The following is a 26,007-nucleotide window of genomic DNA, read 5'->3' as shown; positions in this document are numbered from 1 at the left end:
CGGCCAACTCCCCACCCATCACACCCGGTCAACGGCACACCCGATCAAACGGACACGCCACCGGCGAGTGAACCTGACCAAGCCCTACTAGCCGCAGTGGTCCGTCCCACGAACGAGAGCGGTAGCCAGGCACAAGATCGGTGTGCGTGACGGCGCCTAAAGCGCGACGATGAAAGCAAAGACGTCCGTCTCCATCAGTTAACTATGCAACTTCCCTTCGCAGCGTGTCGGAGATGGTTAGTGTGCCTGCCGATACCCCGGTCTTGCTGCTCGCTCATTCAGACCCATGGGTGCGCCATCAACTCGCCAAAGACATAGAACGATCAGCCAGCAATTTGGAAGTCGTTCCTGTTGCGAGCAAGTACGACGCTTACGCCACAATAGGAGCTATAGCCGAACACGGTGGATATTTGGCTGCCGCTATTGCTGACGAAACACTAGTGGACGACACTGGCGAGAATCTTCTGCGCGGGCTGCACGAACGGTACCCTACGGCAGCAAGTGCGATCCTGGCGCCCCCGCATAGTGGCCATGACCCCAGCGTCTATGTTATGTCCGGCAAGCCCGAGCGCCTCCGTACCGATGTGAATAAGTTGCAATCCAAGTCTCGTCCGCCGCATCCTCGTGTCGCTGTGATCGGACCTGAAGGGTCACAGCTGGCGGACGAAATATTGGCCATCCTGCATCGGACTTTGACACCGTCTAAGCGGGTGATAAGAAACGAGGAGCACATCACCGTCAAAATCGACGGAACGAATGAAGAATTGATAGATCCCCACCCCGGAGAGATCTTCAAGGCCTTGAGGCTAGTGAGGGATCCGAAACGCCCACTTGACCACCCGTACGATCTCATCATCGTAGGCGCTGGACCTGCAGGACTCTCCGCTGCCCTTAATGCCAGTGTCAACGTTGGCCTTAGCACTCTGATAATAGAGAATCAAATACCAGGCGGTATCGCCACTACATCTATCAACCCGATAGATAACTATCTCGGGTTTCCCCAAGGCGTTTCAGGACCCGCACTCGCTCAACTCGCCCTTGAGCAGGTGGCGAACCTTGATTTGGTCGATTTCCTTCCCACCCTAGAAGCGCAAGGTATCAAGAAGGCCGCCCATGGTCGTTACCTTGTCGAAGCCTTGGATCAGATGAGGGGCGAAAAAATAGATCTTAATGCCGGGATGATACTTCTGGCATGCGGATCAAGGCCGCATGAATTGAAACTAGCAAAAGGAAAGGAACACTACCCCGACCGCGGCGTCTACTATTCTGCCCTCCCCTGCGACCAAGAGCGGGAAAAGGATAAGATCGTTGTGATCATAGGAGGTGGCGATTCGGCAGGGCAAGCGGCGCTACAGTTCGCAAAAAAGAGTCGCAAAGTTGTCATGGTCGCCCAAGACGGTTTCGATCGGATGTCTCAAGCCCTACAGAATTCAATAAGGGAGAATTCCAAGATAGACACCGAGGGGTATTTCGGTTACAAAGTGGTTGAATTTATGGGCGCCCGGCAATTGGAGGCTATTAAGGTAAGGAAAGCGAACGGCAGTAGGTCACTCAAGACCAGGGAGATCAGAGCCGCGTCTGCCTATGTTCTCATTGGTGGTGACCCTGACACCGCATGGGTAGGAAAGAAGGCGGCTCCGCACTGCGAGAGAGTGGCGCAAACTCAGAAAAAGTATATCAAAACTGACGTTTATTTGAAGCCGCATGGAACGAAACTTCCGTTTGAGACGAGCCTGGATGGCGTGTTTGCTGCTGGTGATGTGCGAGTGAACTCTCTTAGGCGCGTAGGCCAGGCCGTAGGACAAGGCGCAGCGGCTGTAGCATCTATGGAACGATACGCTTCGAATAATCCTAGGATATTGGTGGACCGAGACAGCCCGGCGTACACGCGGTTCAACGTTCTGGGGCTCACGAAACCTTAGATCCAGCCTCCGTCGTCCTGCTTCTCTAGTCTCTGCAGCCGCCTTGACGCTTCAACCTCTCTGAATCAAAGGGAAAATCGCTTTCCTCTACATTCCAGCCACGGCTCATTGGAGCCGGGCGGGACAAGAGCGCAGGCCCGGCTGGAGACCGGGCCTGCGCGCGGTGAGCGGAGCAAGCCGCCTTGATGAACAGAGCAAGTTGTAACCCGGTTCAGCACCCGCTCGGCGACAGAGGGAGCGTGCCATCGTCAGAGGCGACACTCGGGCCGTCGGACACCGCCTAGGCACCCCCCGTTAAGGGGTCCTCCCATCCCATCGCCTTTTCGATCTTCTTGTTGTTCTCCGTCTCGCTGTCGTCGATCACGCCCGCGTATCGGCGGTGGATAACCTCCGGCGAGTTGCCGGCGCGTCTGGCCACTTCCGCTACTGGGAGGCCCGCCCGTAGCCAGTTCGTGATACACGTAGCTCGCAGGTGGTACGGCTTCCGAGCCAAGGGCGAGGCCACCTTCACCGGCGGGAGTGCCAGCGGTCTTGCTTCCTGCCACACCCGCCAGTAGCTGGACGTACCGAGCAACTCCCCCCGTTCGTTGGGGAAGAGCCGCCCGTCCTTGGCAGTGCCGAACTCCTTCACGTGCGCTCGGAGCATCGCCACCAGAACAGGCGGAATCGGCACCGGCCGGTCCGTGCCCGGCTCCCGTGACTTCAGTCCCCGCTTGTCGTGCCGCTCGCCCGAATCGGTCCACTTCTTGCCCGAGATGGGACGCGTCTCCCAGAGAGTGAGTGTCCCCCATCCTTTTGTAGGGAGATGGCAGTCAGACAACCGGAGTCCGACCACTTCGGCCGGACGCATCGCCGCGTACAGGATGCAACCGAAGAAGGCGACAAGGCGCCTCCCCCGGTTACGGTGCACAGAGCCGACATACGAGACGGCTGTAAGGAGCTGCCTTCCCTGCACCTCGTTGACCAGGACCCGCGGATCCACAGCATCGCTCCCACTGGAAGTGGGCCGCTTCACTCCTGCCAGCGGATTCTCTTCTAGGTATCCCTCCTGCCTCGCGTAGTCCATGGCTGTGTTGAATCCGCGGCGGCGACGCTTGTAGGTATCCGCTGCCGCCGGTTTGCCGTCCAGCTTGAACGACAGCCGATAGTGGACGTCCCGCACGACCTTGGCGTCCGTGAGAGCCGACAGGGGAAGCGAATGGCTCGCCAGCCACGCACAGACATTCTCCAGGTCCGACGGGGGCTCTTCATCCTTGTGGGCCGGTACGACGGCCCACCGTACGGCGCGCCGCACGTCTTCCAGGGCCGGCGCTCTTGAGCTTTCCCCCATCATGCCGAGAGCTGCGGTAGCGAGGCTGTCCGCCAGACCCTCGCGCGTCTTCGCCGCGGCAGTGCGCCAGCGCACTGCCATGTACTCGCGAGAGAAGTCCCACCATGACGGGTCCGGCTTGGCACTCGTCTTCTCTGCCGCTGCCCGGAGCTCCGATTCGGGCAGCCCTGTTTCTACGTCGAAGGCTTCGCCCTTGCGCATGGCCCGCCAGAGCTCCGAGCGGCGGCTCTCGGCGAGCGCCGACGTCGTGAAAGTCGCATGACGTACTTTCCCAGCAACCACCCAACGGAGTTGGTAGGGCGCTGTCTTGCTGGAAATCTTGCTGACTTTCCAGACTCGGACGTCGGTGGAGAGAGTGGGCTCCTCAGGCCCGGCCGGGCGCTCGCTGCCACGAGCGCCCGGCGTCGCGCTGGTCTTGCGATTGGTCACGCGGCTTCCTCCAGGGCTGCAATCCAGCGCTCCAGTTCCGAACGGCGGATGCGTACGGCGCCGTTCGGGAGCTTGATTGCTTTCGGACCTTTCCTCTGCTGTCGCCAGCGGTAGAAGGTCGACAGCGGTACGCCGATTTCCTCGATGACCTGAGAGATTGTGAGCATCTCGTCACGCGCCACGGTCAGTTCCCTCCGAGTTCTCGCCGGCGGAACGGGAGTCGGACAGCTGGGACAGTCCCGATTCCGGCTGTCCCAGCTGTTCGTACAGGTCAGATGGGGTACTGGGACAGTCGGACAGCTGGGACACCCCCGGCGTGCCCTGTGTCCGGGTCTCGGTGTCCGGGTAGTACCGACCCCCGGCGTCCTTGGTCAGCTGTCCGTCCGCGGCCATGCGCGAGCAGGTGCGGCGGACGTTCTCGGCATCGAGCTGCGGCAGCGCGGCGACGATGTCCCGCGGTCGCGCGCCGGGGTGCTCCCGGACGTGGCGGAGGATGGCCGCGCGGGTATCGCCGATGGTGTGGTCCGTGACCGGGCCGTCGAGCATCTGCCAGGCGCCGGAGGCGGCTTGGAAGCTGAGCGCGTACTCGGCTTCATCGACGTCGCGTCCGGTCACGTGCAGGATGCCGTCCGCCTGCCCGCGGGCCCGCTTCAGCACGAGCGTGGCGTCCGCGGCTCCGGCGATGCCGTTGGTGCCGGACACCTCGGTCAGGAAGTCGTCCGAGCCTGCCTTGCGGACGTGGTGGACGAGCACCACGGCGATGCCGTAGTGGTCGGCGATCCGCTTGGCGTAGCCGACGGCGACGTAGTCCGCGTCGTACTGCGAGACACCCTGTGGCGCGGGGCCGCGCATCTTGGCGAACACGTCGATGACGACCATGCGGGCGTCCGGGTTGCGGTCCAGCCACCCGGCGATGGCGTCGCTGCCGCCCTGGGGGAAGGGCGGGCATTCGGTGACCAGGGTCAGCCCGGCCGGGGCGGCCTGCCCGCCCAGGATCTTGCCCATGCGGGTCTGGAGACGGCGCGGGGTGTCCTCCAGGGCGAGGTACAGCACGGGGCCGCCCTGGACAGGTACGGAGTCGAAGGCGTGGCCGCCGGCCGCGACCGCGAGGGCCAGACCGAGGGACAGCCACGACTTGCCCACCTTCGGGGGCCCGGCGAGCAGGTTCACGCCCTCGGCGAGGATGCCAGGCACGGCCCACCTCGGCTCCGGGAAGTCCGCGGCCATGAGCTGATCCGCGGTCCACGCCGTGCGCGGGCGCTCCCGCTTCGGCGGTGTCTGGGGGGCCGTCTGCGGGTCGGTGGGCACGGAGTACAGGTGCAGCGGGGGGATGGCGTTACTGGTCATGCCGCGACCTGCCGGGGGCGGTTGGCTCCGGCGCGCAGGCCGGAGGCGATGGTGCGGCGTGCCTCGCGCTCGCCCTGGCCGACGCTGAGCGCCGCTTCGGTGAGCTTCTCGGTCACCTCGTGCGCGTCCAGTTCTCCCCCGGCGACCAGTTGTCCGAGGGCCACGGAGGCGTAGTAGAGCGCGTTGTTGTGCTCGTGCGGGCCGGAGCCGGTGACGCGGGCCAACTCGCCGTTGAGCGCGGCAGTCAGGAACTTGCCGCGCCGATTGCGGGTGGTCAGCGGGACCGTGACCGGACGCTGCGGCGGCAGCGGCGCCGGACGCAGCAGCGTGGCGAGCCAGCCGGGCAGGGGCACGACGGGGGCGTCGTGAACGGTGGTGTACGGGTGTCCGGCCGCCGTGCTGCCCGCAGCAACGACGTAACCGCCCGCCGCGCGGGTGTCGACCTTCCAGCCGAGCCCGTTGCCTTTGTCGCCTGCGGTGTTGCGCAGCGGTTCGCCGTCGGTGGGGGCGGTGAAGTACAGGTGCAGGCCGCCGCGTCCGGTGCGCACGGTGTGGGTGCGACCGGGGAAAGGCTGGCCGTGGCGCTCGCACAATACTGCGAGCACGTCCGCGCCGTCGGTCACGCCGGGCAGGGCCCAGGCTGCCGGCGGGGTGTCGTCGGGGGTCTTGGGGGTGTCCAGGTCGATGACGACCAGCCGCGAGGGGCCGGTGGCGATTCCGATGTTGTAGGCGCCGTGCGCCCAGCAGCGGGTGATGCGGTCTGGGTCGGTGGTGGCGCGGTTCTCCCAGTCGCGGACGGCGGGCCGCTTGTCGCCGGGGATGAGGGGGAAGACGTGCCAGCCACGCGAGGCAGCGTCGAGCGCAGAGGTGAGCTGGTCGTGGGGGCGCGGTTGCGTCATGCTGGGGGTTCTCCTGTTCTGTCGAAGGGCAAGAGAGCCGGGGCGGGCGCGGTCTTGTGGTGAGAGGCGCCCGCCCCGGGCGCCTCTAGAACGGCGGTTCGTCGCCGGTGGGCGGCGTGCCCCATCCGCTCGTGGCCGACGTGGTCCGGGCGGGCGCGGGGGTGTTCCACGCGTCGGCGGCCGGGCTGGGCGCGGAGCCGTTGCGCTGGATGCCGTTGACCTTGGCCGTGGCGAAGCGCAGCGAGGGGCCGATGTCGTCGACCTCCAGGGCGAGCATCGAGCGGTTCTCGCCCTGGTCCGTCTGCCAGTTGTGCTGGCGCAGGCGGCCGGTGACGACCACGCGGGCGCCCTTGGTCAGGCTGTCGGCGATGTGCTGAGCAAGGTCGCGCCAGGCGGTACAGCGCAGGAACATCGCGGTGCCGTCCTGCCACTGGCCGGAGGTCTTGTCGTAGCTGCGCGGGGTAGAGGCGACGAAGAACTTCGCCATGGCCACGCCGCTGGGGGTGAAGCGGAGTTCGGGGTCGTCGGTGAGGTTGCCGACGATGGTCAGCGGGGTCTCTCCCACGGACATGTGGATCACTCGCTTTCGGTGTGGGTGGGGTTGGTACTGGAGTCGCGGTGGTCGGCGGTGACGTACAGGCGCAGCCGCTTGCCGTCGCGGGTGGGGTATCGGCGCACGGCGCCGGTCTCGAACGCAGCGGCCAGGGCAGTGCCGACGCGGTCGGCGTCGTCCGGGGTGCAGATGACGCGGATCTCGAACGTCACCGGTCGTCCCCTGCGGCAGGGAGTTCGGGCAGCCCGGCGGATTCCAGAGCGGTGAGGTCAAAGCCGGGCAGCGTGGCGCGGGTGACGAGCGCCTGGGCGAGCTGTTCGGCGTAGACAGCGCTGGCGCGGGCCACCTCGATCTGAGCGGTGGCGCGCAGGGTCTCGACGCGCTCGACGTGGGCGTGTTCCTCGCGCCGCTCGCTCATGTGCCGCTCGTGGTCGAGGGCGTCGCGTCGGTCCTGGCGCCAGTGGCGGGCGGCGAAGCAGTAGGCGAGCACGGTGGACAGCGCCCACAGCAGCACCGGCAGGGACAGGCCGTCGGAGTATCCGGCGACGCCCGCGAGGGCGAGGCTGCCGGAGACGGCGTATCCAGTGGCGGCGAGCACGGGCTCTCCCGCGCGAGCCAGGGAGGCGCCGCCGGACGCGGCTCCGGCCGCGAGGACCGCCATGAGGGCGGCGTTGCCGACGGAGTGTTCGGCACCGTTGGCGTTCCATATCCGGGCGAGCGCGAGCACGGTCGTGGTGGCGACGCCGGGCGCGGCCTTGGGTGCGGCGGCGGTGAACCAGTGCCGCACGACGATGGGTTCGTTCACGGGATGCCTCCGGTCAGTGGCCGAGCTGGGACAGGAACCGGGCGAAGGACGCCACCAGGTCGTGAATCGGGCCGTAGGCGCCGGTCCCGGCGGTGAAGAACCCGAACAGGAACAGCAGCACCGCGGCGCCCCCGCCGGTGGCCCTGGTCTTGAGGGCGAAGAACGAGGCGATGCCGAACAGCAGCACGGCCGAGATGGTGAGGGTCATGAAGGAATCTCGCTTTCAGGCGAGGGAGACGGATCGGTAGGCTCTGCGGGCCCCGAGTGCTGGCAAGTTCGGGGCGCTGACCGGCGACCGCGCTGGCCTAGCTCCAGCTAGGAGCGGGGTCCGTCTCATGGCGGGCGGTCGCCGGTCGTCTGTTCAGTCGGTGCCCGCGCGGTAGATGCGGGCCCAGCGGTTGTAGAGCCAGCGGCCGGCACGGATGCGCTTGCCGGTGGCGTGGCAGCGGCGGCAGTCCTTGCCGCGCTTGAGCCGTCCCTTGCGGTCCGTCTTCAGCCGGTGGCCCATGCCGCGGCACTTGTGGCAGTTGCCGAACGGCGAGACCGCACACAGCCCGCCGTAACCGACAGTGATGGCGAGCAGGCAGGCGATAGCAAGCAGGAGAGGGGTCACGTGGGGCCCTTCCAGGCGGCTTTCAGGGGTTTCCGCAGGTGGGCCGCTACACACTAGCGGCCTGATCAGTCCGGGTTTGGGCCGCTAAGGGGGCCGCTAACGATAGCGGGGCGCACTGCTATCGATAGCGGCCCCGGGCGTCAGCTCGCGTCCCGCTTTCCGTCACGCTCCGCAATCGCGGTGACGATGTGGGAGCGGTCCACGCCGCGCCGGTTGACGACCTTGCCGTCGATGCGGCGCCCCACCTGGATCGTGGAGATCCCCAGCGGCTTGAGGGCGGCGGCGAGGGTCTCCGGCTCCCAGCCCGTGTAGACCTCCGGGCGCAGTTCGGCGAGCCGGGCAACGACCGTCTCGGACCATTCCTTGGCCTGCGCTGCGGGCACGACGGCGAGGATGTCGGCGAGCAGGTCGTAGGCCGGCCCCGTGACCTCCTCGGGGGCCTCCCCGAGCGCGTAGCCGGACAGCAAACCGGCCTTCTCACGGGCCTTGCGGGCGCGGGCGCCGATGGCGTCGGCACCGGGTGCGTCCACGTAGACGGAGGAGACGATCCGGGCGTCGGCGCCCTCGCCGACGAAGTAGTGAATGCCCTTGTCTCCCCAGGCGAACATGGTGGCGCGCACGCCGCGCTTGTACGCGGACGTGCCCAGCACCATGTCGTTCTCGGTCTGGCCCATGACCTTCAGGCACCAGCGGGCGGACGCGTTCGCGGAGATGCCGGTCGGCAGCGATTTGGCGTCCGGGCGCTGGGTGGCCAGCAGCACCACGATGCCGGTGGCCGGACCCCGCTTGACCAGGTCCGTGATGATCTCCTCGAACTCCTTGCCGTGGTCGGGGTGCTCGAACAGCACCTGGCACTCATCGACCCCGACCACGATCGGGTGCAGCCCGAGCGACCGTTTGTCGGCGAGGTGGCTGGTCACCTTGTTCTCGGGGCAGATGTCCCGGGGCAGGGAGCGGATCACCTTCACGCGGCGACGCAGTTCCTCGCGCAGGGCGCGGAAGTCGGCGAGCGCGTACAGGATCGCCTCGTCGTCGTCGCCGGCGGCGTGCCGGTGGGAGACGTTGTTGCCGACCGGGTCCAGGTCGCCGGTGCCCTTCATGTCGTAGCTGTGCACCTCCGCGCGCGGGTCGAGGGCGGCGATGAGCAGCAGCAAACGCAGCAGGAACGTCTTGCCCATGCGAGGGATGGCGCCGATGACGCCCGCGATGTACATGAGGGTGATCTCGACCCAGCGTCCGCGCTGGTCGGTGCCGAACGCGACCGGCTTGAACAGGTCGACCGTGCCGGACTTGGCCAGCGGCCACGCGGGCTTCTTGGCCTTGTTCATGTCCTGGTCGCCCACCCACAGCACCAGGTGCCCGGTGTGCTCGTCGGGCACGGCTTCGGGCCACACGCAGCCCAGCGGGCGGCGCAGGCCGGAGGCGAGCCGGTCGCGGCGCTCGATGACGTCGGTCACGGTGACGCCGTATGGGAGGTTGCCCTCCGCCCGCCAGCCGGGGCCGTCGCGGGTGATGGGGGCGGTGAACTCGAACCCGTCCCGGCCCTTGGCCTGCGCCTGGTTGATCGCCGGGATACCCAGCGCCCCGAGCGCGCGCAGCACGATGTCGCTGGTGAGCTTGGTCGCCTTGGGCACCTCCACAGCCCTGTGGATGACCGGGGCGTCCGGGCGGCGGCCGGCGAACCCGAGCGCCATCACGACCGCGCTCACCGACACCGCCTGAAGCCAGCCCGGCGCGAGCACGTACATAGCGAGCGCGGCACCGGTGCCGACGAACAGAGCGAGCACGGTGACGAGGGTGCGCAGCCGGACCCGGCCGTCACGCTGCCGCGACAGCTTCAGGTACTCGGCTGCGTCCTCGCGGCGTACGGCGGCGAGGCGGACCGGCTCGCCCTCGCGGTCGGCCACCCACCGCATGGTGCCGCCGATGAACCGGGCCGCGCCGGTCGGGGCCTGGAAGGTGAGGCGGGCGGCGTAGACCGGGGCCCGCAGCGCGTGGTACCCGGCGGCGTGCGCGTAGTGCCGGGCCACCCACGTCGCGGCGGTCTTGAGTTCCGCCACCGACCGCAGCCACTCCGGGACGACCGCCCGGCGCCGGGCTCCGGCGAGCCGACCGAGGTAGCCCGGACCGGTCGCGGTCGGCGTCGGCTGGTCGACCATCACGGTCGTGGTCGGGTCGGCCGACTCAGAACCCGACCGACCGCGCCCCGAGTCGGGCGACCGGTCGGCGGCGGGTCGGGCGTTCGGGTCGGCCGACTCGGCGCGGGCCGACCGGGCCTTGTCGAGGTCGACCACCTCTCCGCCGGAGTCGGCGGCCATCTCGACTTCGAGTCGGTTGAAGAGTTCGTTGTCGTCGGGGTGGTTCACTGAGGTTCCTTCCACTTTCGGGTGTGAGGGAGAGCGGGCCCGGCCGACGCTGTAGGAGGTGGGCGGCCGGGCCCGTCCGGTTACATGCCGGGCGGCAGCGCGCTGCCGACGGGGAACTCGAAGACCGTGACCAGCGCCTCAAGGCCGGGGTCGTCGGCGTAGGCAACGCGGGTGTAGATGACCGTGAACGGGGTGCCGTCGCGGCCGGTGGTCGGATAAGCGCGGACGTCGTGTCCCCACGCCCGACGTCGGCTGACCGTGAAGCGGGCCCGGGACGCCGGGATCACGCCGTGGACGCCGAAGTTACTGCCGGACAGGCAGACGAACCGGGCCGAGTCGGCGGGGAGCGGCTGACCAAGCGAGCCGTCCGAGCCGCGGAACAGACGGCTGATCCATTTCAGGCTCACGCCCAAACTCCCTTCAGAGGGGCACGGGTTACAGATCGAACAGGCCCGGCTCGTCGTCCACCGGCGCGCTGACACGCACATGCCGGACGGCGGCGGTGTGGCACTCGGGACACCAGGCCCGCAGCTCGCTGGGCGGCAGCGTGACCGCCTTCACCGGCGGGACGCACGGGTCGGCGGGTGCGGCCATCAGGCGGATGCGGTGGCCGTGCTTGCTGGTGTAGCCGTCGTGCTCGCGCGGGCAGCGGCTCTCGGTCTTGGCGTGCGGGTTGCCGCACTCCCCCGCGCACTGGCAGCGGTAGCCGGCCGACTCCATCACGGGCAGCCAGACGTCAACCGCAGCGAGCGGTGCCGACTTCATGCCGCCACCCCCACCACGGGCGCGTCCGTACGGGCACCGGTACGGCCGGCGCGGCGTCCGGCGAGGGTGGCGAACAGCCGTCCCAGCCCGGCGCGGCGCGTTCCCGCGCGGGCCTGTTTGGCGGCGTACATCGCTTCGTCCGCCCGTCGCAGCAGGGCGGACAGGTCCTCGCCGGGGAAGTCCGCCGTGCGCACCCAGCCCAAAGAGACCGTGGTGCGCACGTGCGGGTTCTGCCCGTTGATCGGATGGGCGAGCACGCCGTGCAGCGCGGCGAGCCGGTCGCCGGCGGTGCCGTGGGCGTCGATGAGGACGGCGGCGAACTCATCGCCCCCGAGCCGCCCCGCCACCCCGGCGGGGCCGACGTGGTGGGCGAGCCGGGCGGCGGTGGCCTTCAGCAGGGCGTCTCCGGCCGCGTGCCCGTAGGTGTCGTTGATCTGCTTGAACTTGTCGACGTCGGCGAGCACGACGATCGCGCGCGGGTCCTTCAGCAGGGCCGTGGCGCGGCGGGTGAAGCCGTCCCGGGTGTGCAGGCCGGTCAGCGGGTCACGGCGGGCCGTGTCCAGGCTGGAGCGCAGCCGCCACGCGTGGACGGCCCACCCGCAGACGAGGGGCAGCGTGGACGATAAGACCGTGGTCAGGGTGTTCACGCGGCTACCTCCTCGCAGGCGGCACCGTTCACGCCGGGGTCCTCGGTGTCGACGGGGTGCAGGGCCCGGCGGTCGGCCCGCTCGGCGAGCAGGGCGTCACGCACCTGCCGGGCGGGGGCGGAGCCGCAGTGCAGCGCCTTGCGCAGCGCTTCGGCGTTGATCCCGGCATCCGGCCAGTCGGCCGTGACCTCGCGGGCCTCGGCGAGCAGATCCGGCAGAGCGCGCGGCGCCGGCTTGGCCTTGCTGCGGGCTGGTCGCCTGCGCGGCGTCCTGGGTGCTTCGGGCTTGGGCTCCGCGGGGGCCTGTTCCGGCTCAGGGTCCGGCGTCGGGTCGGGCTTGGTGTCGATCGCGACCGGGGCCAGTTCCCCCAGCCGCAGCAGGACGCGTTCGCGGCGCGGGGTGTGGCGGCGCCAGGAACGGCCGTAGCGTTCGCGCAGATCGGCGCGGGCCAGCAGCCGTTCCTTCTCCAGGGCGAGCGCGTCGGTGTATGAGGTGACCTCCCACAGCGTCATGCGCCGCCACAGCAGGAAGGTGGACGCCGGAGCGAGCAGCCAGCGGGAGACGCGGATCTTCTCCATGCGGCGGCCGGTGACGGCTCCGATGCGGACGGCGTAGACGTGCGCACCGATCTCGGAGAAGACCACCCACAGCAACGGCATCGTGCCGTGCGCCACCTTCGCCGACAGCTGGTGGCCGGCCGCGATGTTCAGCCAGCACGTGACCAGCGTGAGCACCCAGGGCACGAACCTGACCCACGCCAGCGCCATGTCCAGCCGGACCAGCAGCAGGTTGGCCAGGGTGAACACCGGGATAGCGATGTCGATCGCGATCGGAAGCGTGTGCGGGTTGCTGAACCCCCACCGGGCGGCGGCCAGGGACACCGCGTCGAAAGAGGCGTACAGGCCCAATGCCCCGACCGCGGCGGCGGCCAGCGCCCCCACCCCGGCCAGACCCACTTCCGGGCGGGTGAGGGGCGGCACCGAATACGGGCGCAGGGCGGGCGTGCTGTCGTCCTGCGGCAGCGTCTCGGCGGTGTGAGTCATGCTCACCACCACCCCGAGGACTTCTTGCCCGCCTTGTCCTTGGCGGCGTCGGCGATGATGCGGTCGCGCTCCTTCTCCAGCGCGCTGACCTCCGCGCTGAGCCGCCTCTCGGCCCCTTCCCACGCCCTTTCGAAGTTCCGCTCAGCGCGCGTCGGGTTCTTGCCCCGGACAATCTTGATCGCGCCACCGGCAGCGGCGGAGAGGACAGCCCGCTTCTCGGAGCCGGCCAGGGGCCACAGCTCACGCTTGCGGGCCGCTTCGAGCTTGCGGGTCGCATCCTGGATCGCGCGGTCGAGACGGCGGGTGTTCGGCTTGCTCATCGTCCACCACCGCCCCGGCCCTGCTCGGAGCGCTTGTTGGCGTCCTTGTCCTTCTGCGACAAGGTCTTGTGCTCGTCCTCGGTCAACTGCGTGATCATGCCGCTGCTCCCTTCCGGGTCGGCCGATGGCGCCCGGCCGCGCGGGTGAGCGGGACGACGTTGAACAGCTCCGGGGCGTGGGCCTCGATCACCTCGGCGACGACGCGGGACACGTCGTCCGGGAGGTCAGGGTTCTCGGCGAGGATGTCGCGGGCCGCGTCCAGCCGGGCCGCGCGCTCCTCGTCGGTCTCGCCATCCACCCCGAGCCACAGCTCAGCCGGTGTGCCCAGGGCCAGTTCGATGAAGTCGTTCACGGAGACGGCCTGGTGACCGCCGATGTAGGCACGCATGACAGCGCTCCTGGTGTCGAAGGGACAGAGAGATGCCGGGCGGTCGTGGCCTGGTGGTGAGAGGCGACCGCTCGGGATGCGCGTCCCCAAGCCGCTTCTGCGGCGGGGACAGTGCCCCGGGCCGAATTCGATCCGGCGCCCTCACGGCGGGATGCCGGGGCCGTAGTGCTACTGCTTGTTGACCTCACGGATCTTGACGTTCTTGCCGAACCCGTCACGGAGCCGGACCAGCGTGAAGTAGCTGCCGCCGACATCCGTGATCCGGTGCAACTCGCCCTCGTACTCGACGTCCGTACCGACCTGGTTCACACTCGGGTGCTTGGGGTTGGTGATCCTGCGCATGAAGGCGTCCTCTCGCATCGAGGGATGTTCCGGCTCCCCTCGGCGCTGCTCGTTCGAGACGAGCAACGGAGGCAACCGGCCGCAGCGCATACGCCGGACGCTGCGGAGGGGTTGGAGTCGCGCGGTCTTGCATCCGCGCGGCCGTCACTTCGGGGGAGACGGCTCCGAGACCCACTTATGTGCGCCTGTGACCAGGCGTTTCTCAAAGGTCAGCCGCTTCCTTCGGGACCCGTTTCACGGGGCCCTCCGGGCGTGAGTTCAGATTGACTTATGTCAATCTGCCTGACTTAGTCCGGCTACTCTCGAACCCATGGAGCACAGCTCAGAAGCGCCCAGGTCGGCGCCCACGGCCAAGGACATCGCTGCGGACTTCCGAGCGAAGATCACAGGCCCGAAGCGTGAGTACGAACCGGGAGATCGACTCCCAGCGGCTCGCACGCTTGCCAAGCAACTTGGCGTGCAGCTCCTGACCGTTCAGAGCGCGTACGGCCAGCTCCGCGACGAAGGGTTGGTTCTCACCCAGCAAGGCCGCGGGACGTTCGTCCGTGACCCCTCGATGCCGCTCGGCACCGAGCCGGGCAGTAGCCCTGCCTTCACCGCACTGGCCGCAGAGCTCAGCTCGATTCATGACGCTCTTCGTCTGCTCGGTGAGCGACTGGATCGCCTTGAACAGCTTGTCGGCGACGGGACTCCACCTGCGTAGTGAGTTCGTCTGCACGCCGCAGCAGTCGTTCAACCGTAGCGCGCGCCTCACTCAAACTCGCTTCGATCAAGGCAAGTTCCGTAGGAGTCAGACCTTCCAACTCGCTGCTTCGCTCATTGATCCTTGACATGGCAATGAGCATGAGGCCGGAAACGGAAGAGGACCCGGACAGACTGTCCGGGTCCTCTTTCCTTGCAGGTCATGCAGCTTGACGACTCGTCACCGGGTAGCTTCCTCGACGGTGTCCAGCACTGCGGCCCACGGAAGTTCGCGCCCCGCCGGCGTGTCCCTCGGCTCGTACAGCGGCCAGACGTCGGGGCCGTAGACGACGTGCACTCCCCCAGCCCGAAGGGCGTCGATGTGCCCTTGCCACGCGGGGTGACGAGCGTGCGCCGCGTTCACCCGCGGGAAGACGACGACTGGCAGACCGATGGTGCCGATAGCCTCGCCAACCTGAGTCAACGCCTGGTTGTCCATCAGGCCAGTCGCGAGCTTGGCGACCATGTTGGCGGACGCGGGAGCGACCACGTAGCAATCAACCGGCGGATGCGGCCGAGCCTCACCAGGCAGCCGCGGTTCGTCGCGTACGGGTAGGCCGGTGAGCTTCTGCAGCCGCTCAACCTCCCCGCTCATCCGCAGCCACTGACCTGCGGTCGGCGTCAGCGTGACGGCCACCTGCCATCCACGGGCCATCGCGGGTTCGACGAGACCAGTACGCAATGCCTCTACGCCACCGGCCGCCGACCCGACGACGCCGAGCACCCCGCGCTTACCTGAACTCACTGCACCGCCCTGCACCGTTGCGCCATCACGAACACCTCGGACGAACGCGAGCCACCCGTCACGGGGGACTGTTTGATCAGGTCCCGGAGCGTCTCGCGCACCCTCGGATTGTTGCGTACGAGCTGCGGCGACGTGCGCTCGGCCGTACGCAGCTCCGCGAATGCCTCGTCTCCCTGGCCGGCGAGCGACAGAGCCCGTGCGTAGTCGATGCGGTGGGAGACGCTGCGTTCCTGCGGCATGTGGTCGACGTTGATCCGGCCGTGTTCCACCACGTAGGAGACATTGTCGAGGTCCAGCTCAACAGACAGACGGTGGAGCAGGACGTTCGTCGGCCCGAATCCGGTCTGCCAGTAGTTCTCATCCGACCCGAGGTCGTCCGCGAGCTCTTCGGCACGATCCAACAGCCCCGTGGCGGTGGGCCGGTCCTGATGCCGCGCTGCCGCCACTGCGGCACGCAGGTGGATCATCCCGAGCAAGCTGAGCGCGGCCGGGTCGTTCTCTGTCACCTGGGACGACAGCCACCTTGCCGCCGTGTTGCCCAGTTCGAGAGCGTCGTCGTAGCGCCCGTTGGCAAGCAGGGCATGCGTGCCGGACCGGGCCGCGGAGGCCAACACGAGCGGGTCGTCCGACTCGTCAGCGGCTCGCATCGCGCGCTCCGCAGCGAGCCATGAGATGTCGGACTCACCGATCTTCGCAAGCGTCGTAGCGGCGAGATGGTGCGTACGGGCCGACACTGCCCAGCAATCGCTACGGTCGTCGCCGCGACGCGCCGCGCGATCCTCCAACTCCTGCGCGGTCTGAAGCAGCGCGGGGAGAGCGGCAATGACGCTGCCGAGCCGTCCGCCCTGGTAGTCGTTCCATGCCTGTTCCACCCGTACGGCCACCGGTGCGGGTGTCGGCAACTGGGTCTCAGCCTCGGGACCGAAGAGCAGACGCGAGAGGCGACGCGGGGTCATCAGGGCGTCGCGTACGGCGGGGACGTCGTCCTGTTGACGCTCGTCTTCCATGAGGACCGTCTGTCCGAGCAGGTCCCCGAGGGGCACGCGCAGGATGCGCGACAGCTCCGCGAGCATGTCGATACGGGGCGGCTTCCGCCGCCCGGTCTCGATCTTCGCGAGCCAGTCAGTGCTACGACCGACCAGACCGGCCAACACCTCTTGCGTGTAGCCACGGCGCTTCCGGTAGAACGCGATGCGCTCGCCGATGCTGAGGTGATCTCCAAGACCACGCATTGCGTGTTGCCTCCTGGTTGTAGGGGCCCGCTTCACGGTACCGAGCCGGTCGTCACGCTGGACAGATGGTCTTTCCTGTCCTCCCGAACGAGCGTGAGGCACCCAACGGCAAAGGACCCGGACGAAGTGTCCGGGCCCTGTTCGTACGATCGAGAATCGCGGTGGTGGACAGGACGTGTCTCACCTGTCCGACTGTCCCAACAGTAGGGGTGACCTGCGAAAACAGGTGGGACAGCGAGAAACCGAGCTGCCCCACCTGTCCGATCTATCAAGTGCGTGGCATCACGACTCAGCAGAACCATCTCGGGATGGTGGCAACGCGCTTCGGACGACGTCCATATCAGCCCTTTCAAGAGCCTCATCCAGCGTCATGGTTGACGGGTCGGGACCAAAGGCGCTCACATCCATCGTGGCTTGGCGACCGCTAGGCATATGTAGAATCCCTCGGACAAAGACAGGGCGTCGCTCAGCCATATAGCGCGAAGCGAGCGCGAAGCTCTGCCAATCCAGGTCGAAGCGCACTGTCCTAGCCCGTCCCCCGATCGCTGCCTGAATCGTGACCCTACCGTTTCCTTCATGCAAGGGCGCGGCACAGTTTGTGATGATCCCATAGATAACTTGCTCTTCGACTCGCTCGGAGGACTTCAGCGTATCCGCGATTTCAGCGACAACGCGTGCCGATTCCTTCGGAAAGTCGACCTTTCCTGTAAGCAGCCTCGGAGGAGTCGCGGCAGGAGCCCACTGGAAGTCGATGTCATAGCTATCCACCTGCCCCGTGGAAAGCACCTGGAAAACCGCATCGCAAAGTTCCCGCGACACGCCTTCCGCCACAGCATCGTGCACTTCGGCAGGGCTCGGGGCACTATCGCGAGTAACCGCGATTTCTTCCAGTACCTCAAGGGCATGAGCCATGGTCGTCGTGACCCTTCGATCAAAGCGGGCCTCTTCGACCTGTAGGTCAAGACTCGGCTGCCGATCCAAGCCCTCATCAAGGGTGTAGACGTCCGGTACCCGAACTTCATTGATGATTGGAATGATGTACGAACCCTGAAGGGTATGCCCCAGGCGTACGTGCTTGGCGTGGTTAATTGCCCTCTTCGGCATGTTTCGCCCAAAGTTCCCCTGCCTCAGCAGAGTTGAGGCCGCCGACGCAGTGACAAGGCGCTTAGCCGATTCAAACAAGGCGATACCCGCACTCAGGGGAATTGAGTCATCAATCAGTTCTGCACTCGCGGCGCGAAGCTTGGTGATATCTAGGAACTGGCGAGCAATATCTTCCCTCACTTGCTCCGGGCTCCGACCCTCGAACTTGGCGAGCTCCTGAGTCAGATTCTGCACCATATTCTGATAGTCGGGAGCTGACTCTTGCTTGGGTACCATTAACCGGAGGGAGTCGCTAGACTCCGCTTCCCAAATTTCAGCCAACGGACCTTGCATTACCGGACGCCACGACGCCCGAGTCAGATAGCTGGCAGTGTCCTCGAACCCCACACGCATTCGAATCATGCCGCTGTCACCGCCTGTGCGCCGTACATCAACCTATGCAGCGCGTGTGAGAACATTTCCTCAAAACCAGGCAGATCGATTCTCTGGCTCATCGGAAGATGTATTGCCTTGGTGCTGGTGTTGTCCACTGGCGGCGCATCTTGCAGTTTCGCCCAATACCCCGAGCATCGCATCGTCAACTCATGCTCATCATGCACCATCCACTCTTCGAGGTCGCGCGGCACAACTACGAGCCCAAGGAATCCAACTGAAGTCCTGGTGGACGCCCTAAGTTTATCGTAGGTCGGAATGTCGAGATCGTAAGAGTAGGCCGTTCCTTGCGCCACCGTCGTAGGGCTGTAAGTGCACTTCATCTGCAACTCAAAAGTCAGCCCGTCGGAACGCTTCACGGAAAGGTCAACACCATCCTTGTCGACTTCCCACTTTCCCAACGTGTAGCCACCCCGGGTGGCTAACGCAGCAACGTAGGCCAGGCTGACCTGCTCTTGCTGCCAACTGTCAGCGACTCCCACAGTCCCCCCTCGCACACGGGAAACGTAAAGCTACTACCGCGGTTTGACTCCCGGTAGACCGCGTGTGGCGCTCAGTGCGGACCAGCGCGAGACGGAATTCGAACTGACTGACGAAATCTGGCCGGAGTAACTGGTGGCCCACGATGCGCGCCTTGCACGCCCCACGTGTCCGACTGTCCGGTTAGAGCCCTGACCTGCACAGACAGGTGGGACAGCAAGATGCGCCAGCGTCCCACCTGTCTGACCGAGTACAGGGCTGCAACACCCCGGGGTGTTGCAGCCCTACTGCCACCCCACCCGTCTCGGATTCAGCGCCGGCGGTTGGTGGCGTCCCTACCGCCCAGGAAGACCAGGGTTGCTGGGGTCGACGGAGTTGGGGCCTAGGTGCGCAGCCGCATAGGACAGGAAAGCACGACGGGACTGGTCGACCTCACTTACCGCGATGGCGGCTCGCTCTGTTGCCATATCGGCCTGGGAATTTGCCTGAGCTGCAAACACCCGGGCGACGTTAAGGAGGTCGTTACCGGAATCGTTCTCCTCGATACGCGAAAGGAAGTCGCGTAAAGTTCCCCCGGTGTCGACGAGCGACTCAACATGCTGGCACACCTCTCTGGTGATACTTTCGTGCGCTCGGTCAAGGAGGGCGCTGCGGAGTGCGAGAGCAATGCGATCGAGCAGGCTGTGCCACCCATCAGGAAGAAAGAACGTGTCGGCTCGGGGTTCGATATTCCCGAGTTCACGCTCGAACTGTTCCGTGGCGGCATAGTCGTACTCGTACAGCCAATCCAGTACCTCTAGACCATTTTCGTCCAGACTGCGCCAAAAGCTGTCAGGATTCGGCCACGCTGCGACTCCAAGAAGAAGACCAAACCCGTTAGAGGCGTATCTGTCTGCCGCTGTTAATGTGCGCGGGTGCCTACCGTCGACCAGTTCAATGGTTTGCATCCTGATCTTTTCGGCATAGGCGGCACCGACGGGATACAAGGGATTTTGGTTTCCTATATGTTGCGAGTACGGACAGAGGGGCTGCAAATGATCGAATAGACCCTCCGCATCAGGGGATATGATTGCCGCGCGCAGCACCCCGATCATATCGGTCACTGCAGTTGCGAACGCTTCGTTCATGTCGGATAGCCCAGTCCGACGCTCGTTGTGGGCCTCTTCCAGTCGTTCAGCTAGTTCACCAGCGAGGATGCCCAGTGGAGCAGCCGCAGGATCGGCCGCTATGGCTTCACACAGAGCGCGGGCAGCGTGGTGGCTCCATTGATGGGCAAGGACGGTCGCGCGGGCGCGGACAAGGGATTTCACGGCGTAGGCGACCGCGATGGGGGCTTCATCAGGGTCGATCGCGGAAGCAGCTTGGCGACGGCCGCGAGCTGCGGCAAAGCTGTCGGGCTCTCCTGGATAGGGATCGGGGGGCGGAGTGTTGGCAAGCTCGGCCACCTGCGCTTGGGTCATGCGGGTGTCGCTTACTGAAATGGTTGCCGAGTTGTGAGTTGCTAACAGAATCGGCGCGGTGACCGCTCGCGCCACCTCTGTAGAGAGCTGTTCCGCGACACTATAGAGTTCATGAGGGTCAGGGGGGCCACCAGCACTACGTATAGCCTCAAATGCCGTCCGCACGGCATCCATAGGACCGTTCAACTCGATCGGGTTGCCATGCAGACGAACCCAAGCCTCACTAACAGCGGTTACGATCGCACGACGCAGGGCATTACAGGTCGCGGCTGCGGCATATTTGACGGCAGCTTCGGCGTCGTCCAAGGCTTCGCCTGATTCCGTGGCGGCCGCAATGGCGGCACGGCTGGTGTTTCGAACAGCAGAAACAGCAACCGTAGCGGAACGCAGCAGACCTCTGGTTACGGCGTCCTCATCGATGAGGCCTAGAGCGTATGCAGCGTCGATGCGCTCATGCGTCTCGCCAAGGCGGCCGAGAGTGAGTTCGGCAAGCTCCGTAAGCTCAGCACGGTGATCGGCGTAGTCAGAAACAGCGGCAATTACTCGGTGCAGAGCCTCCGCCGCCTGGGCATGCGCACGGCTAGCGTCCTGTCGGAGCAAAGCGGTGAAGCCTTGTGTTGCCCGCGTGTACACATCGCGCGCAGCGCGAGCAACATCGGCCGGCCCTGGCACAGCGACGGCGGTTGCATGCCGTTCCAACGCGTCGAGTGCTTCGGCCACAGGGGCATAGACATCGCGGGAAGCCGTGCCGTCGGCGGCGACAGCCTGCTTGGCGGCTCGGGCAGCGGACAGAAACGTATGCGCCGCTTCCGCGAGGGCGCGGGAGGCAGCGAGGCGCTGTTCGCGCTCCCATTGAGCATGTTGCGCACCGCTCGTGATATGGGCAACATCACGGGATCCGTCGGCTTGGTCGCGTGCAGCACGCCGCGTGGCATAGGCCGCAAGGTAGCCGACCAGCCCGCCCACTGGGGTACTGATGAGCGCGGCAACCACTCCCGAGTCCATGAAGCATGATCCTGCCTCACGCGCTTCGCCACGTCTGCCTTTCCCAGATACTGAGGCAGGAATCTGCCCCCAGCTCTAAGGGGCTAGTACACGGCTGCAACGCTCCGCACTGGTGCCGTCGGCCCGTGTGACGGGCGTGTGAACGGAACAAGATCGGTTCGGCTTGGACGGCTTTAGCGCAGGTCAGGGCCGCAGCAGCAGCCGATCGGCGTACGCTCTCCGGAGCCATGTGCGCAGGTTCGAATCCTGCCGGGGGGCACTCGCCGGTCAGCCGGCGAGGATCAGGCTCTGGCCCAGGGCGAATGCCGACAGCGGAGGGCGGGAGTCGGTCTGGCGCTCAGCCGGGTCCGCATCCCTTGCCCCGCGTGTCCGCATGCCACATCAACGCCCGGCGTGCATAGGTGACACCGAGCCGGACCACCTGTTCGACCGTCAGGTCCGGCGCCGGGATGCTCCGGTAGACGAAGTCGGGCGCGAACCCGTTGAAGGCCAACGGAGCGTTCGGGGCGGTTACAGGTCGCTCGGGACCGATGTCGCCCAGCAGGGTGCGCGCCTGGTCGAAGCAGAAGTAGTCGCCGTAGGCGCGGGCCTCCTGTTCGCGGGCAGCCCGCCGTGTCTGGCCGGGGCCGTGTCCAGCTCCCGGGCCGGTCAGGTAGACCAGACGGAACTGACCTTCCTGTATTTGCCAGCCGAAGCACGGGGTCGTCTCCGCGGTGAACATCTCCACGATGCCCTGGCCCCGGCTCATCGCCGTCCGCACGATAACCCCGTCCTGTGCGATCTCCCGCACCAGCTCTGCCCGGACGAGGCTCGAGACATGCAGGCAACGCATCTTCTGCACGGTCGCGTCCAGTCGAGCGCTCTTGAGGATCGCGACCGCTTCCTCCGGCAGCAGCAACGGTTCCGCCCCCGCCGGACTGCCGACTTCCGCGACCAGCCGCACAAGCTTGTCGATCAAGTCGAGCCAGCGCTCGAACACGTCAGCGCCGAACCCATCCGTTCGCCGGAGATCGGGCAGACAGGGCCGCAGCCCAGCACACAGCTCCTCGTAGCTGCGGTAGCGCCATGTCAGACCGTTCGGGGCCGTCCATGAGCCGTCCGGCCAGCCGGGAGCGACCAGGCTGAGCAGTACGAGGACGGGATGGTCCAGGCCGTGGAGCTTGCCCGCTGCGTACGCGTTCAACTGGACGGTGTCCGGAAGCGAGAACACTTTGTTCTCGATCACCAGCGGGCTACGCCCAGGATGCTCCACGACCAGATCGAGGTTGCGCCACTCCCGGCGCACCCGCGCCTCGCGTGCATGGCCGGTGCGGGGCACCTGCCAGGCGTCCAGCAATGCCTCGCCGACGACTGGACATCGGTCGATGTACCAGGCGAGGGTGTCGCTGTGGAACAGCTCCTTGCTGCCTCGGGACATCGCGAACACCACATCGTCGGTCAGCGATTCCACCAACGTCGCGAGCCGGGCGAACGAGTCGTCCAGCACCTTGCCTCCTCAGCGCCTCGCGAACTCGTTCGATATGTAATGGATTGATCAGTATCGAATCTCGACGAGGCGCCCTTCCGTGTCCGGCTCGGGCACCTGAGGAACCCGGTCCGCCGTCCCGAGCGCGATCCGGTGCGCCGACCAGGCAGCGACAGCGGCGTCCAGCACGTCGTCCACAGGGATGCGATCCGCCTCGCCGAGCTCGTCCGGGAGCAGCAGCCCTGCCTCGGCCAGCAGGGAGCGGCGCAGGTTCTGGCCACGCCAGGTCTTCTTCGCGTAAGCCAGCGGCACTCCACCGGCCAAGGCGTAGAAGGACACCTCGGGGTGCACCTCGTGGACCCGCTCGTCGGCGAGCCAACACGCCCGCGCCTCGAGCAGCTTCGGTCTCAGCGCCCACGCCTGCTGGCTCAGCCGATTACCGGTGAGCTCCTTGCATCGGTCCGCGGCCGCCATGTAGTCCGGCTCCTGCCACGCCGACCTCGGCGCTATGGGGAAAACGCTGCTGCGCCGCACGCCGAGCAGCGCCCTGGCCGCGAGATCTGCGGCGCGCCAGCCCTTCTCGACAAGGCCCAACGGCATGTCCACCGCGATCGCATCCACCTCGGCGGCGCGCTCGATCAGCCTCTCGAGCCGGAGATCCACCAGGCTGCCCGCGTAGGCGCCGTCCGTGAGCCTGATCCCCACCCACCCCTGCTTACCGCAGGCATCGACCCCCAGGACGTCCATCCCACCCCACCCCTCGCGCACAAGCCCGAGCCGCAAAATAGCAGCACCCACGATCCCAGAGACCGCTCCCCGCGCCTTCCCATCCGTCTATGCCCTGCCGGGGGTATGCCCTGCCGGGTGGATCGCACCTGCGGCCGCTGCCAACGCTCCACCGGCTCAGCCGGACGACCGTCTGAATCACCAGCAGCCACCCGACCGGCGATTTTCCCTGTTCCCATGCCCCGCGTCCCCCGCCGGGGGCTCTCGCCGAGGATCAGCCGGGATGAAGCGCTGACCAGGGCGGATGCCGACACGAAAGAGCGGGAGACAGAAAGAGCGGGAGACAGTCTCACGGTCTCCCGCTCTTTCTCGCTGTTGTGCACTGACCAGGCGTGAGGCACGGAAAGCTTCCCATCCGTAGCTCTATGTGGATCGGTCATTGAAGGTCATACAGGCTGCCGTGAAGCCCATGAGGGCCGGCGTGGGACGCGGCCAGTTGCTGGCAGTTGCTGTACCCCGCCGCTGCACCCGTACCGAGTTCCATCGAGACCTGTTCACGGCCGGCCGTCCCCTGCTTCCAGCGAGTTCCTTGCCGTCATCACTCAACGCAGCGATCAAACACACCCCTCATGAAGACATCACGGCAGATTACGCGAATATGGTTGAAGAGGTCGTTATGCACGTCCCAAGGAGTCACGGATGGACGCCTCGGACGAACTCCTTCGAAGGGATGCCCCTTCGGCTCTCTTGACCCTGGACGGTTCTGTTCGCAGCCTCAATGCGGCGATGGCCAGGGCACTGGGCAGGTCAGCGGAGCAGTGCGTGGGTCGCAGCTTGGTTGATGTGGTGCCCGCAAACCAGCGGACTGCGGTCGAGAGCCTCGTGGCCCACGCCGCCACGACGAAGACGATCGTGATGCGGGTGCTGGAGTTCCCCGGGGCGGGTGCAACCCCCGTGGTCTGCCTTGTCGAGGCGCGACCCGTGAATGATCCTGCAGGTGGCGAACCGCTGGTGCGCGTGCACTCGTTGGACGCGGGAAACGACCTGGGCGGTCTGGTGATCCCGTTCCGGTTGGCGGCCGAGGCCGCCAACCTCGGTCTGTGCATGTATGCACCCCAGGAGCACCAGTTGGAGTGGCTGGGCGGCGCACCCGCCTTGGCGACGTTGTTCCCGGAGGGCTCCCTGTCGTTGTCCAGGGTGGTTCGGCGAGTCCACCCTGACGACCGCGGGGCTCTGCGACGGCTCATGCGTTCGACCGCCGCCCAGTCCCCCTGGATCACGTTGCGGTTCCTCACCGAGCGCGACGGCTGGCACCTTCTGGCCTGCCGGGCCCGCCGCGTCCAGCTGGGGTACGGCGGCCCTGAGCGGGTCTTCGGAGTGATCCGCGACGACACCAAGGGGGAAGCGCGCCGGCGCAGAGCGTTGGTCGCGCTGAGTGCTGAGCGGCAGCGAGCCGCCGAGATCGCGACCTTCTCCTCCGCCGTGATGACCGCAGTCACGGAGCAAGAAGTACAGCAGGTCGTCCTGACCCGGCTCGCCGCGACCTTCGATGGTACCGGCGCCGCGCTGGCGTTCGTCACGGAAGGCCGCCTGCGCGTCTCCTCCGATGCCGGGATCCCGATGCCGGTGGCCGCCCTGCACGGCCTGCCGCTGGACGCCCCCAGCGCGCTGCCCTATGTGATCCGCACTGGCGAGCCGCAGTTCATTCCCAACCGGGACGAGTACATCCGCCGCTGGCCGCACGGCGCCATGATGCCGTACTTCGACCAGCTCGACTCCGGCTACGCCGTCTCGATCACCTCCCTCAACCCGGTCGGCGATCAGCCGCTCGCGGCCTGGTTGGTGACCTACGACAGCGAACACCACTCGTCCCCGGATGAGCGGGCCCTCATGGGCACTCTTGCCGACCTCGCAGGCCAGGCGCTGAAACGGGTCAGGTTGCAAGAGGCACGAGTCGAGCTGGCCACGGCGCTCCAGCAGACCATGCTCCCCACGCTGCCCGAGCAACTCCCAGGTCTGGACGTCGCCGCCCGGTACCGACCGAGCCGCGACGGGTTGGATATCGGCGGAGACTGGTACGACGCCTTCGTCATGGCTGACGGTGCGGTCGCCCTGGAGATCGGCGACACCCAAGGGCACGACGTGGACGCCGCCGCAGCCATGGGACAGGTGCGCGCCTCCATGCGCGCAATCGCTGCCCGAGAACCGGATCCCGCAACCGTGCTGACCCGCACCAACGAGCTGCTCGTCACCATGGACGCGGCACGATTCGCCAGCTGCACCATGCTGCACATCGACCCGGACGACGGACAGGTCACCGGCGCCAGCGCCGGCCATGTGCCGTTGCTGTACGCACGCGACGACGGCTACCACAGCATCCGTGAGCTGCCGGGCGGCCCGGTGCTGGGAGTCCTGCCCGACACCGATTACCACGAAGGCATCTTCACGCTGGACAAGGATGCCGCGCTGGTCATGGTGACCGACGGCGTGGTCGAAGGACCGGGCCTCACATTGGAAGCCGGACTGGAGCGAGCCGGAACACTGCTCGGCGCGGCCCTCCACGACGGACTGAACGTCGAGGAGACCGCCGACCGCATCCTCGACGCCGCGGTCGAGGTAGACCACCTCGACGACGTGGCCGTACTGGTCATCCGGCGTACGTGACTGCGTCAAGCCTGCGGGCCGCCATCAATCGGTCGATGCCGACGCCCACGCCGGCACACGCGCTGGTACAGGTTTTGAGATCTAGCCTCATCCTTGTCAGGTCGATCCCAGGGACCGTCGACGCTGGCCAACCGGGCCTGCGCCTCGGCCGATCGTCCACTGAGGTCCGGCGCTGATCGCTGAT

At 66.7% G+C, this 26,007-nt stretch carries 27 protein-coding genes; 3 read left to right on the top strand and 24 right to left on the bottom strand.

What is annotated here, in order from left to right:
- Nucleotides 1-233: 233 nt before the first annotated feature.
- Nucleotides 234-1,922, top strand: a complete 1,689-nt coding sequence (locus ACWCQS_RS44170; RefSeq protein WP_451009762.1) for an NAD(P)/FAD-dependent oxidoreductase — start codon at nt 234-236, stop codon at nt 1,920-1,922.
- 280 nt (nt 1,923-2,202) lie between these two features.
- On the opposite strand, the gene ACWCQS_RS44165 is transcribed toward ACWCQS_RS44170, so the two are convergent.
- From ACWCQS_RS44165 to ACWCQS_RS44085, 17 genes are all read right to left on the bottom strand, one after another.
- Nucleotides 2,203-3,681 (bottom strand): tyrosine-type recombinase/integrase, encoded by a 1,479-nt coding sequence (locus tag ACWCQS_RS44165; RefSeq protein WP_451009759.1) that lies wholly within the window; start codon nt 3,679-3,681, stop codon nt 2,203-2,205.
- The gene (locus tag ACWCQS_RS44160; protein ID WP_107406877.1) at nt 3,678-3,869 is read right to left on the bottom strand and encodes a helix-turn-helix transcriptional regulator; all 192 of its coding nucleotides are present in this window, start codon (nt 3,867-3,869) and stop codon (nt 3,678-3,680) included. Before ACWCQS_RS44160 ends, ACWCQS_RS44165 begins: the two co-directional genes overlap by 4 nt.
- On the bottom strand, nt 3,853-5,028 hold the full coding sequence (locus ACWCQS_RS44155) for an AAA family ATPase (protein ID WP_451009758.1): 1,176 nt from the start codon (nt 5,026-5,028) through the stop codon (nt 3,853-3,855). Before ACWCQS_RS44155 ends, ACWCQS_RS44160 begins: the two co-directional genes overlap by 17 nt.
- On the bottom strand, nt 5,025-5,927 hold the full coding sequence (locus ACWCQS_RS44150; protein ID WP_451009757.1) for a bifunctional DNA primase/polymerase: 903 nt from the start codon (nt 5,925-5,927) through the stop codon (nt 5,025-5,027). Before ACWCQS_RS44150 ends, ACWCQS_RS44155 begins: the two co-directional genes overlap by 4 nt.
- 85 nt (nt 5,928-6,012) lie before the next feature.
- Nucleotides 6,013-6,498 (bottom strand): single-stranded DNA-binding protein, encoded by a 486-nt coding sequence (locus ACWCQS_RS44145; protein ID WP_451009756.1) that lies wholly within the window; start codon nt 6,496-6,498, stop codon nt 6,013-6,015.
- A gap of 5 nt (nt 6,499-6,503) precedes the next feature.
- The gene (locus ACWCQS_RS44140) at nt 6,504-6,692 is read right to left on the bottom strand and encodes a hypothetical protein (RefSeq protein ID WP_451009755.1); all 189 of its coding nucleotides are present in this window, start codon (nt 6,690-6,692) and stop codon (nt 6,504-6,506) included.
- Nucleotides 6,689-7,285 (bottom strand): hypothetical protein, encoded by a 597-nt coding sequence (locus tag ACWCQS_RS44135; RefSeq protein WP_451009754.1) that lies wholly within the window; start codon nt 7,283-7,285, stop codon nt 6,689-6,691. The genes ACWCQS_RS44140 and ACWCQS_RS44135 overlap by 4 nt, the downstream gene beginning before the upstream one ends.
- A 13-nt stretch (nt 7,286-7,298) precedes the next feature.
- On the bottom strand, nt 7,299-7,493 hold the full coding sequence (locus ACWCQS_RS44130; protein WP_451009753.1) for a hypothetical protein: 195 nt from the start codon (nt 7,491-7,493) through the stop codon (nt 7,299-7,301).
- Between the two features lie 153 nt (nt 7,494-7,646).
- Entirely contained in the window at nt 7,647-7,898 is a 252-nt protein-coding gene (locus tag ACWCQS_RS44125; protein WP_451009752.1) for a hypothetical protein, read from the bottom strand.
- Nucleotides 7,899-8,038: 140 nt separating this feature from the next.
- Complete coding sequence (locus tag ACWCQS_RS44120) at nt 8,039-10,264, bottom strand: cell division protein FtsK (RefSeq protein ID WP_451009751.1); 2,226 nt, start codon at nt 10,262-10,264, stop codon at nt 8,039-8,041.
- Between the two features lie 80 nt (nt 10,265-10,344).
- Nucleotides 10,345-10,671 (bottom strand): hypothetical protein, encoded by a 327-nt coding sequence (locus ACWCQS_RS44115; RefSeq protein ID WP_451009750.1) that lies wholly within the window; start codon nt 10,669-10,671, stop codon nt 10,345-10,347.
- Between the two features lie 28 nt (nt 10,672-10,699).
- Nucleotides 10,700-11,029, bottom strand: coding sequence for a hypothetical protein (locus ACWCQS_RS44110; protein ID WP_451009749.1), 330 nt, complete (start codon nt 11,027-11,029; stop codon nt 10,700-10,702).
- A complete protein-coding gene (locus tag ACWCQS_RS44105; RefSeq protein ID WP_451009748.1) occupies nt 11,026-11,676 on the bottom strand; it encodes a GGDEF domain-containing protein in 651 nt (216 codons plus the stop codon). Before ACWCQS_RS44105 ends, ACWCQS_RS44110 begins: the two co-directional genes overlap by 4 nt.
- Nucleotides 11,673-12,719 (bottom strand): DUF2637 domain-containing protein, encoded by a 1,047-nt coding sequence (locus ACWCQS_RS44100; RefSeq protein ID WP_451009747.1) that lies wholly within the window; start codon nt 12,717-12,719, stop codon nt 11,673-11,675. Before ACWCQS_RS44100 ends, ACWCQS_RS44105 begins: the two co-directional genes overlap by 4 nt.
- Nucleotides 12,720-12,721: 2 nt before the next feature.
- Nucleotides 12,722-13,039 carry a hypothetical protein gene (locus tag ACWCQS_RS44095; protein WP_451009746.1) on the bottom strand — a complete coding sequence of 106 codons (318 nt, stop codon included), beginning with the start codon at nt 13,037-13,039 and terminating at the stop codon, nt 12,722-12,724.
- 94 nt (nt 13,040-13,133) lie between these two features.
- The gene (locus ACWCQS_RS44090; RefSeq protein WP_451009745.1) at nt 13,134-13,427 is read right to left on the bottom strand and encodes a hypothetical protein; all 294 of its coding nucleotides are present in this window, start codon (nt 13,425-13,427) and stop codon (nt 13,134-13,136) included.
- 168 nt (nt 13,428-13,595) lie between these two features.
- Nucleotides 13,596-13,787: a hypothetical protein gene (locus tag ACWCQS_RS44085; protein ID WP_451009744.1), complete on the bottom strand. Its 192-nt coding sequence runs from the start codon at nt 13,785-13,787 to the stop codon at nt 13,596-13,598.
- Nucleotides 13,788-14,079: 292 nt separating this feature from the next.
- Between ACWCQS_RS44085 and ACWCQS_RS44080 the strand changes: the two genes are divergently transcribed.
- Complete coding sequence (locus tag ACWCQS_RS44080) at nt 14,080-14,472, top strand: GntR family transcriptional regulator (RefSeq protein ID WP_451009743.1); 393 nt, start codon at nt 14,080-14,082, stop codon at nt 14,470-14,472.
- A gap of 219 nt (nt 14,473-14,691) precedes the next feature.
- Here ACWCQS_RS44080 and ACWCQS_RS44075 read toward each other — a convergent pair whose 3' ends face one another.
- The 7 genes from ACWCQS_RS44075 to ACWCQS_RS44045 all read right to left on the bottom strand — a co-directional run bounded on the left by ACWCQS_RS44075 (nt 14,692) and on the right by ACWCQS_RS44045 (nt 23,180).
- Nucleotides 14,692-15,234: a flavoprotein gene (locus tag ACWCQS_RS44075; protein ID WP_451009742.1), complete on the bottom strand. Its 543-nt coding sequence runs from the start codon at nt 15,232-15,234 to the stop codon at nt 14,692-14,694.
- A 17-nt stretch (nt 15,235-15,251) separates the two neighbouring features.
- Complete coding sequence (locus ACWCQS_RS44070) at nt 15,252-16,487, bottom strand: helix-turn-helix domain-containing protein (RefSeq protein WP_451009741.1); 1,236 nt, start codon at nt 16,485-16,487, stop codon at nt 15,252-15,254.
- Between the two features lie 282 nt (nt 16,488-16,769).
- On the bottom strand, nt 16,770-17,828 hold the full coding sequence (locus ACWCQS_RS44065) for a hypothetical protein (protein ID WP_451009740.1): 1,059 nt from the start codon (nt 17,826-17,828) through the stop codon (nt 16,770-16,772).
- 161 nt (nt 17,829-17,989) lie between these two features.
- Nucleotides 17,990-18,505: a DUF4365 domain-containing protein gene (locus ACWCQS_RS44060; protein ID WP_451009739.1), complete on the bottom strand. Its 516-nt coding sequence runs from the start codon at nt 18,503-18,505 to the stop codon at nt 17,990-17,992.
- 333 nt (nt 18,506-18,838) lie between these two features.
- Complete coding sequence (locus tag ACWCQS_RS44055; protein ID WP_451009738.1) at nt 18,839-20,968, bottom strand: hypothetical protein; 2,130 nt, start codon at nt 20,966-20,968, stop codon at nt 18,839-18,841.
- Nucleotides 20,969-21,305: 337 nt separating this feature from the next.
- Nucleotides 21,306-22,454: a PD-(D/E)XK nuclease family protein gene (locus ACWCQS_RS44050; protein WP_451009737.1), complete on the bottom strand. Its 1,149-nt coding sequence runs from the start codon at nt 22,452-22,454 to the stop codon at nt 21,306-21,308.
- 48 nt (nt 22,455-22,502) lie between these two features.
- Complete coding sequence (locus tag ACWCQS_RS44045; RefSeq protein WP_451009736.1) at nt 22,503-23,180, bottom strand: DUF429 domain-containing protein; 678 nt, start codon at nt 23,178-23,180, stop codon at nt 22,503-22,505.
- Nucleotides 23,181-23,858: 678 nt separating this feature from the next.
- On the opposite strand from ACWCQS_RS44045, the gene ACWCQS_RS44040 reads away from it, so the two are divergent.
- Complete coding sequence (locus ACWCQS_RS44040; RefSeq protein WP_451009735.1) at nt 23,859-25,823, top strand: SpoIIE family protein phosphatase; 1,965 nt, start codon at nt 23,859-23,861, stop codon at nt 25,821-25,823.
- Nucleotides 25,824-26,007 lie beyond the last annotated feature (184 nt).

The sequence above is a fragment of the Streptomyces sp. NPDC002076 genome (assembly GCF_053593835.1).
The sequence above is the reverse complement of the archived record's forward strand: the minus strand, read 5'-3'. Positions and strand labels throughout refer to the sequence as shown.

Bases quoted from the DNA above. Each gene is read 5' to 3' on its own strand.
- ACWCQS_RS44080 (WP_451009743.1), top strand. From the start codon at position 14,080: ATGGAGCACAGCTCAGAAGCGCCCAGGTCGGCGCCCACGGCCAAGGAC.
- ACWCQS_RS44090 (WP_451009745.1), bottom strand. From the start codon at position 13,427: ATGCGTGCCTACATCGGCGGTCACCAGGCCGTCTCCGTGAACGACTTC.
- ACWCQS_RS44130 (WP_451009753.1), bottom strand. From the start codon at position 7,493: ATGACCCTCACCATCTCGGCCGTGCTGCTGTTCGGCATCGCCTCGTTC.
- ACWCQS_RS44145 (WP_451009756.1), bottom strand. From the start codon at position 6,498: ATGTCCGTGGGAGAGACCCCGCTGACCATCGTCGGCAACCTCACCGAC.
- ACWCQS_RS44065 (WP_451009740.1), bottom strand. From the start codon at position 17,828: ATGGTGCAGAATCTGACTCAGGAGCTCGCCAAGTTCGAGGGTCGGAGC.
- ACWCQS_RS44150 (WP_451009757.1), bottom strand. From the start codon at position 5,927: ATGACGCAACCGCGCCCCCACGACCAGCTCACCTCTGCGCTCGACGCT.
- ACWCQS_RS44085 (WP_451009744.1), bottom strand. From the start codon at position 13,787: ATGCGAGAGGACGCCTTCATGCGCAGGATCACCAACCCCAAGCACCCG.
- ACWCQS_RS44045 (WP_451009736.1), bottom strand. From the start codon at position 23,180: ATGGACGTCCTGGGGGTCGATGCCTGCGGTAAGCAGGGGTGGGTGGGG.
- ACWCQS_RS44170 (WP_451009762.1), top strand. From the start codon at position 234: ATGGTTAGTGTGCCTGCCGATACCCCGGTCTTGCTGCTCGCTCATTCA.
- ACWCQS_RS44070 (WP_451009741.1), bottom strand. From the start codon at position 16,487: ATGCGTGGTCTTGGAGATCACCTCAGCATCGGCGAGCGCATCGCGTTC.
- ACWCQS_RS44155 (WP_451009758.1), bottom strand. From the start codon at position 5,028: ATGACCAGTAACGCCATCCCCCCGCTGCACCTGTACTCCGTGCCCACC.
- ACWCQS_RS44040 (WP_451009735.1), top strand. From the start codon at position 23,859: ATGGACGCCTCGGACGAACTCCTTCGAAGGGATGCCCCTTCGGCTCTC.
- ACWCQS_RS44100 (WP_451009747.1), bottom strand. From the start codon at position 12,719: ATGACTCACACCGCCGAGACGCTGCCGCAGGACGACAGCACGCCCGCC.
- ACWCQS_RS44110 (WP_451009749.1), bottom strand. From the start codon at position 11,029: ATGAAGTCGGCACCGCTCGCTGCGGTTGACGTCTGGCTGCCCGTGATG.
- ACWCQS_RS44055 (WP_451009738.1), bottom strand. From the start codon at position 20,968: ATGGACTCGGGAGTGGTTGCCGCGCTCATCAGTACCCCAGTGGGCGGG.
- ACWCQS_RS44095 (WP_451009746.1), bottom strand. From the start codon at position 13,039: ATGAGCAAGCCGAACACCCGCCGTCTCGACCGCGCGATCCAGGATGCG.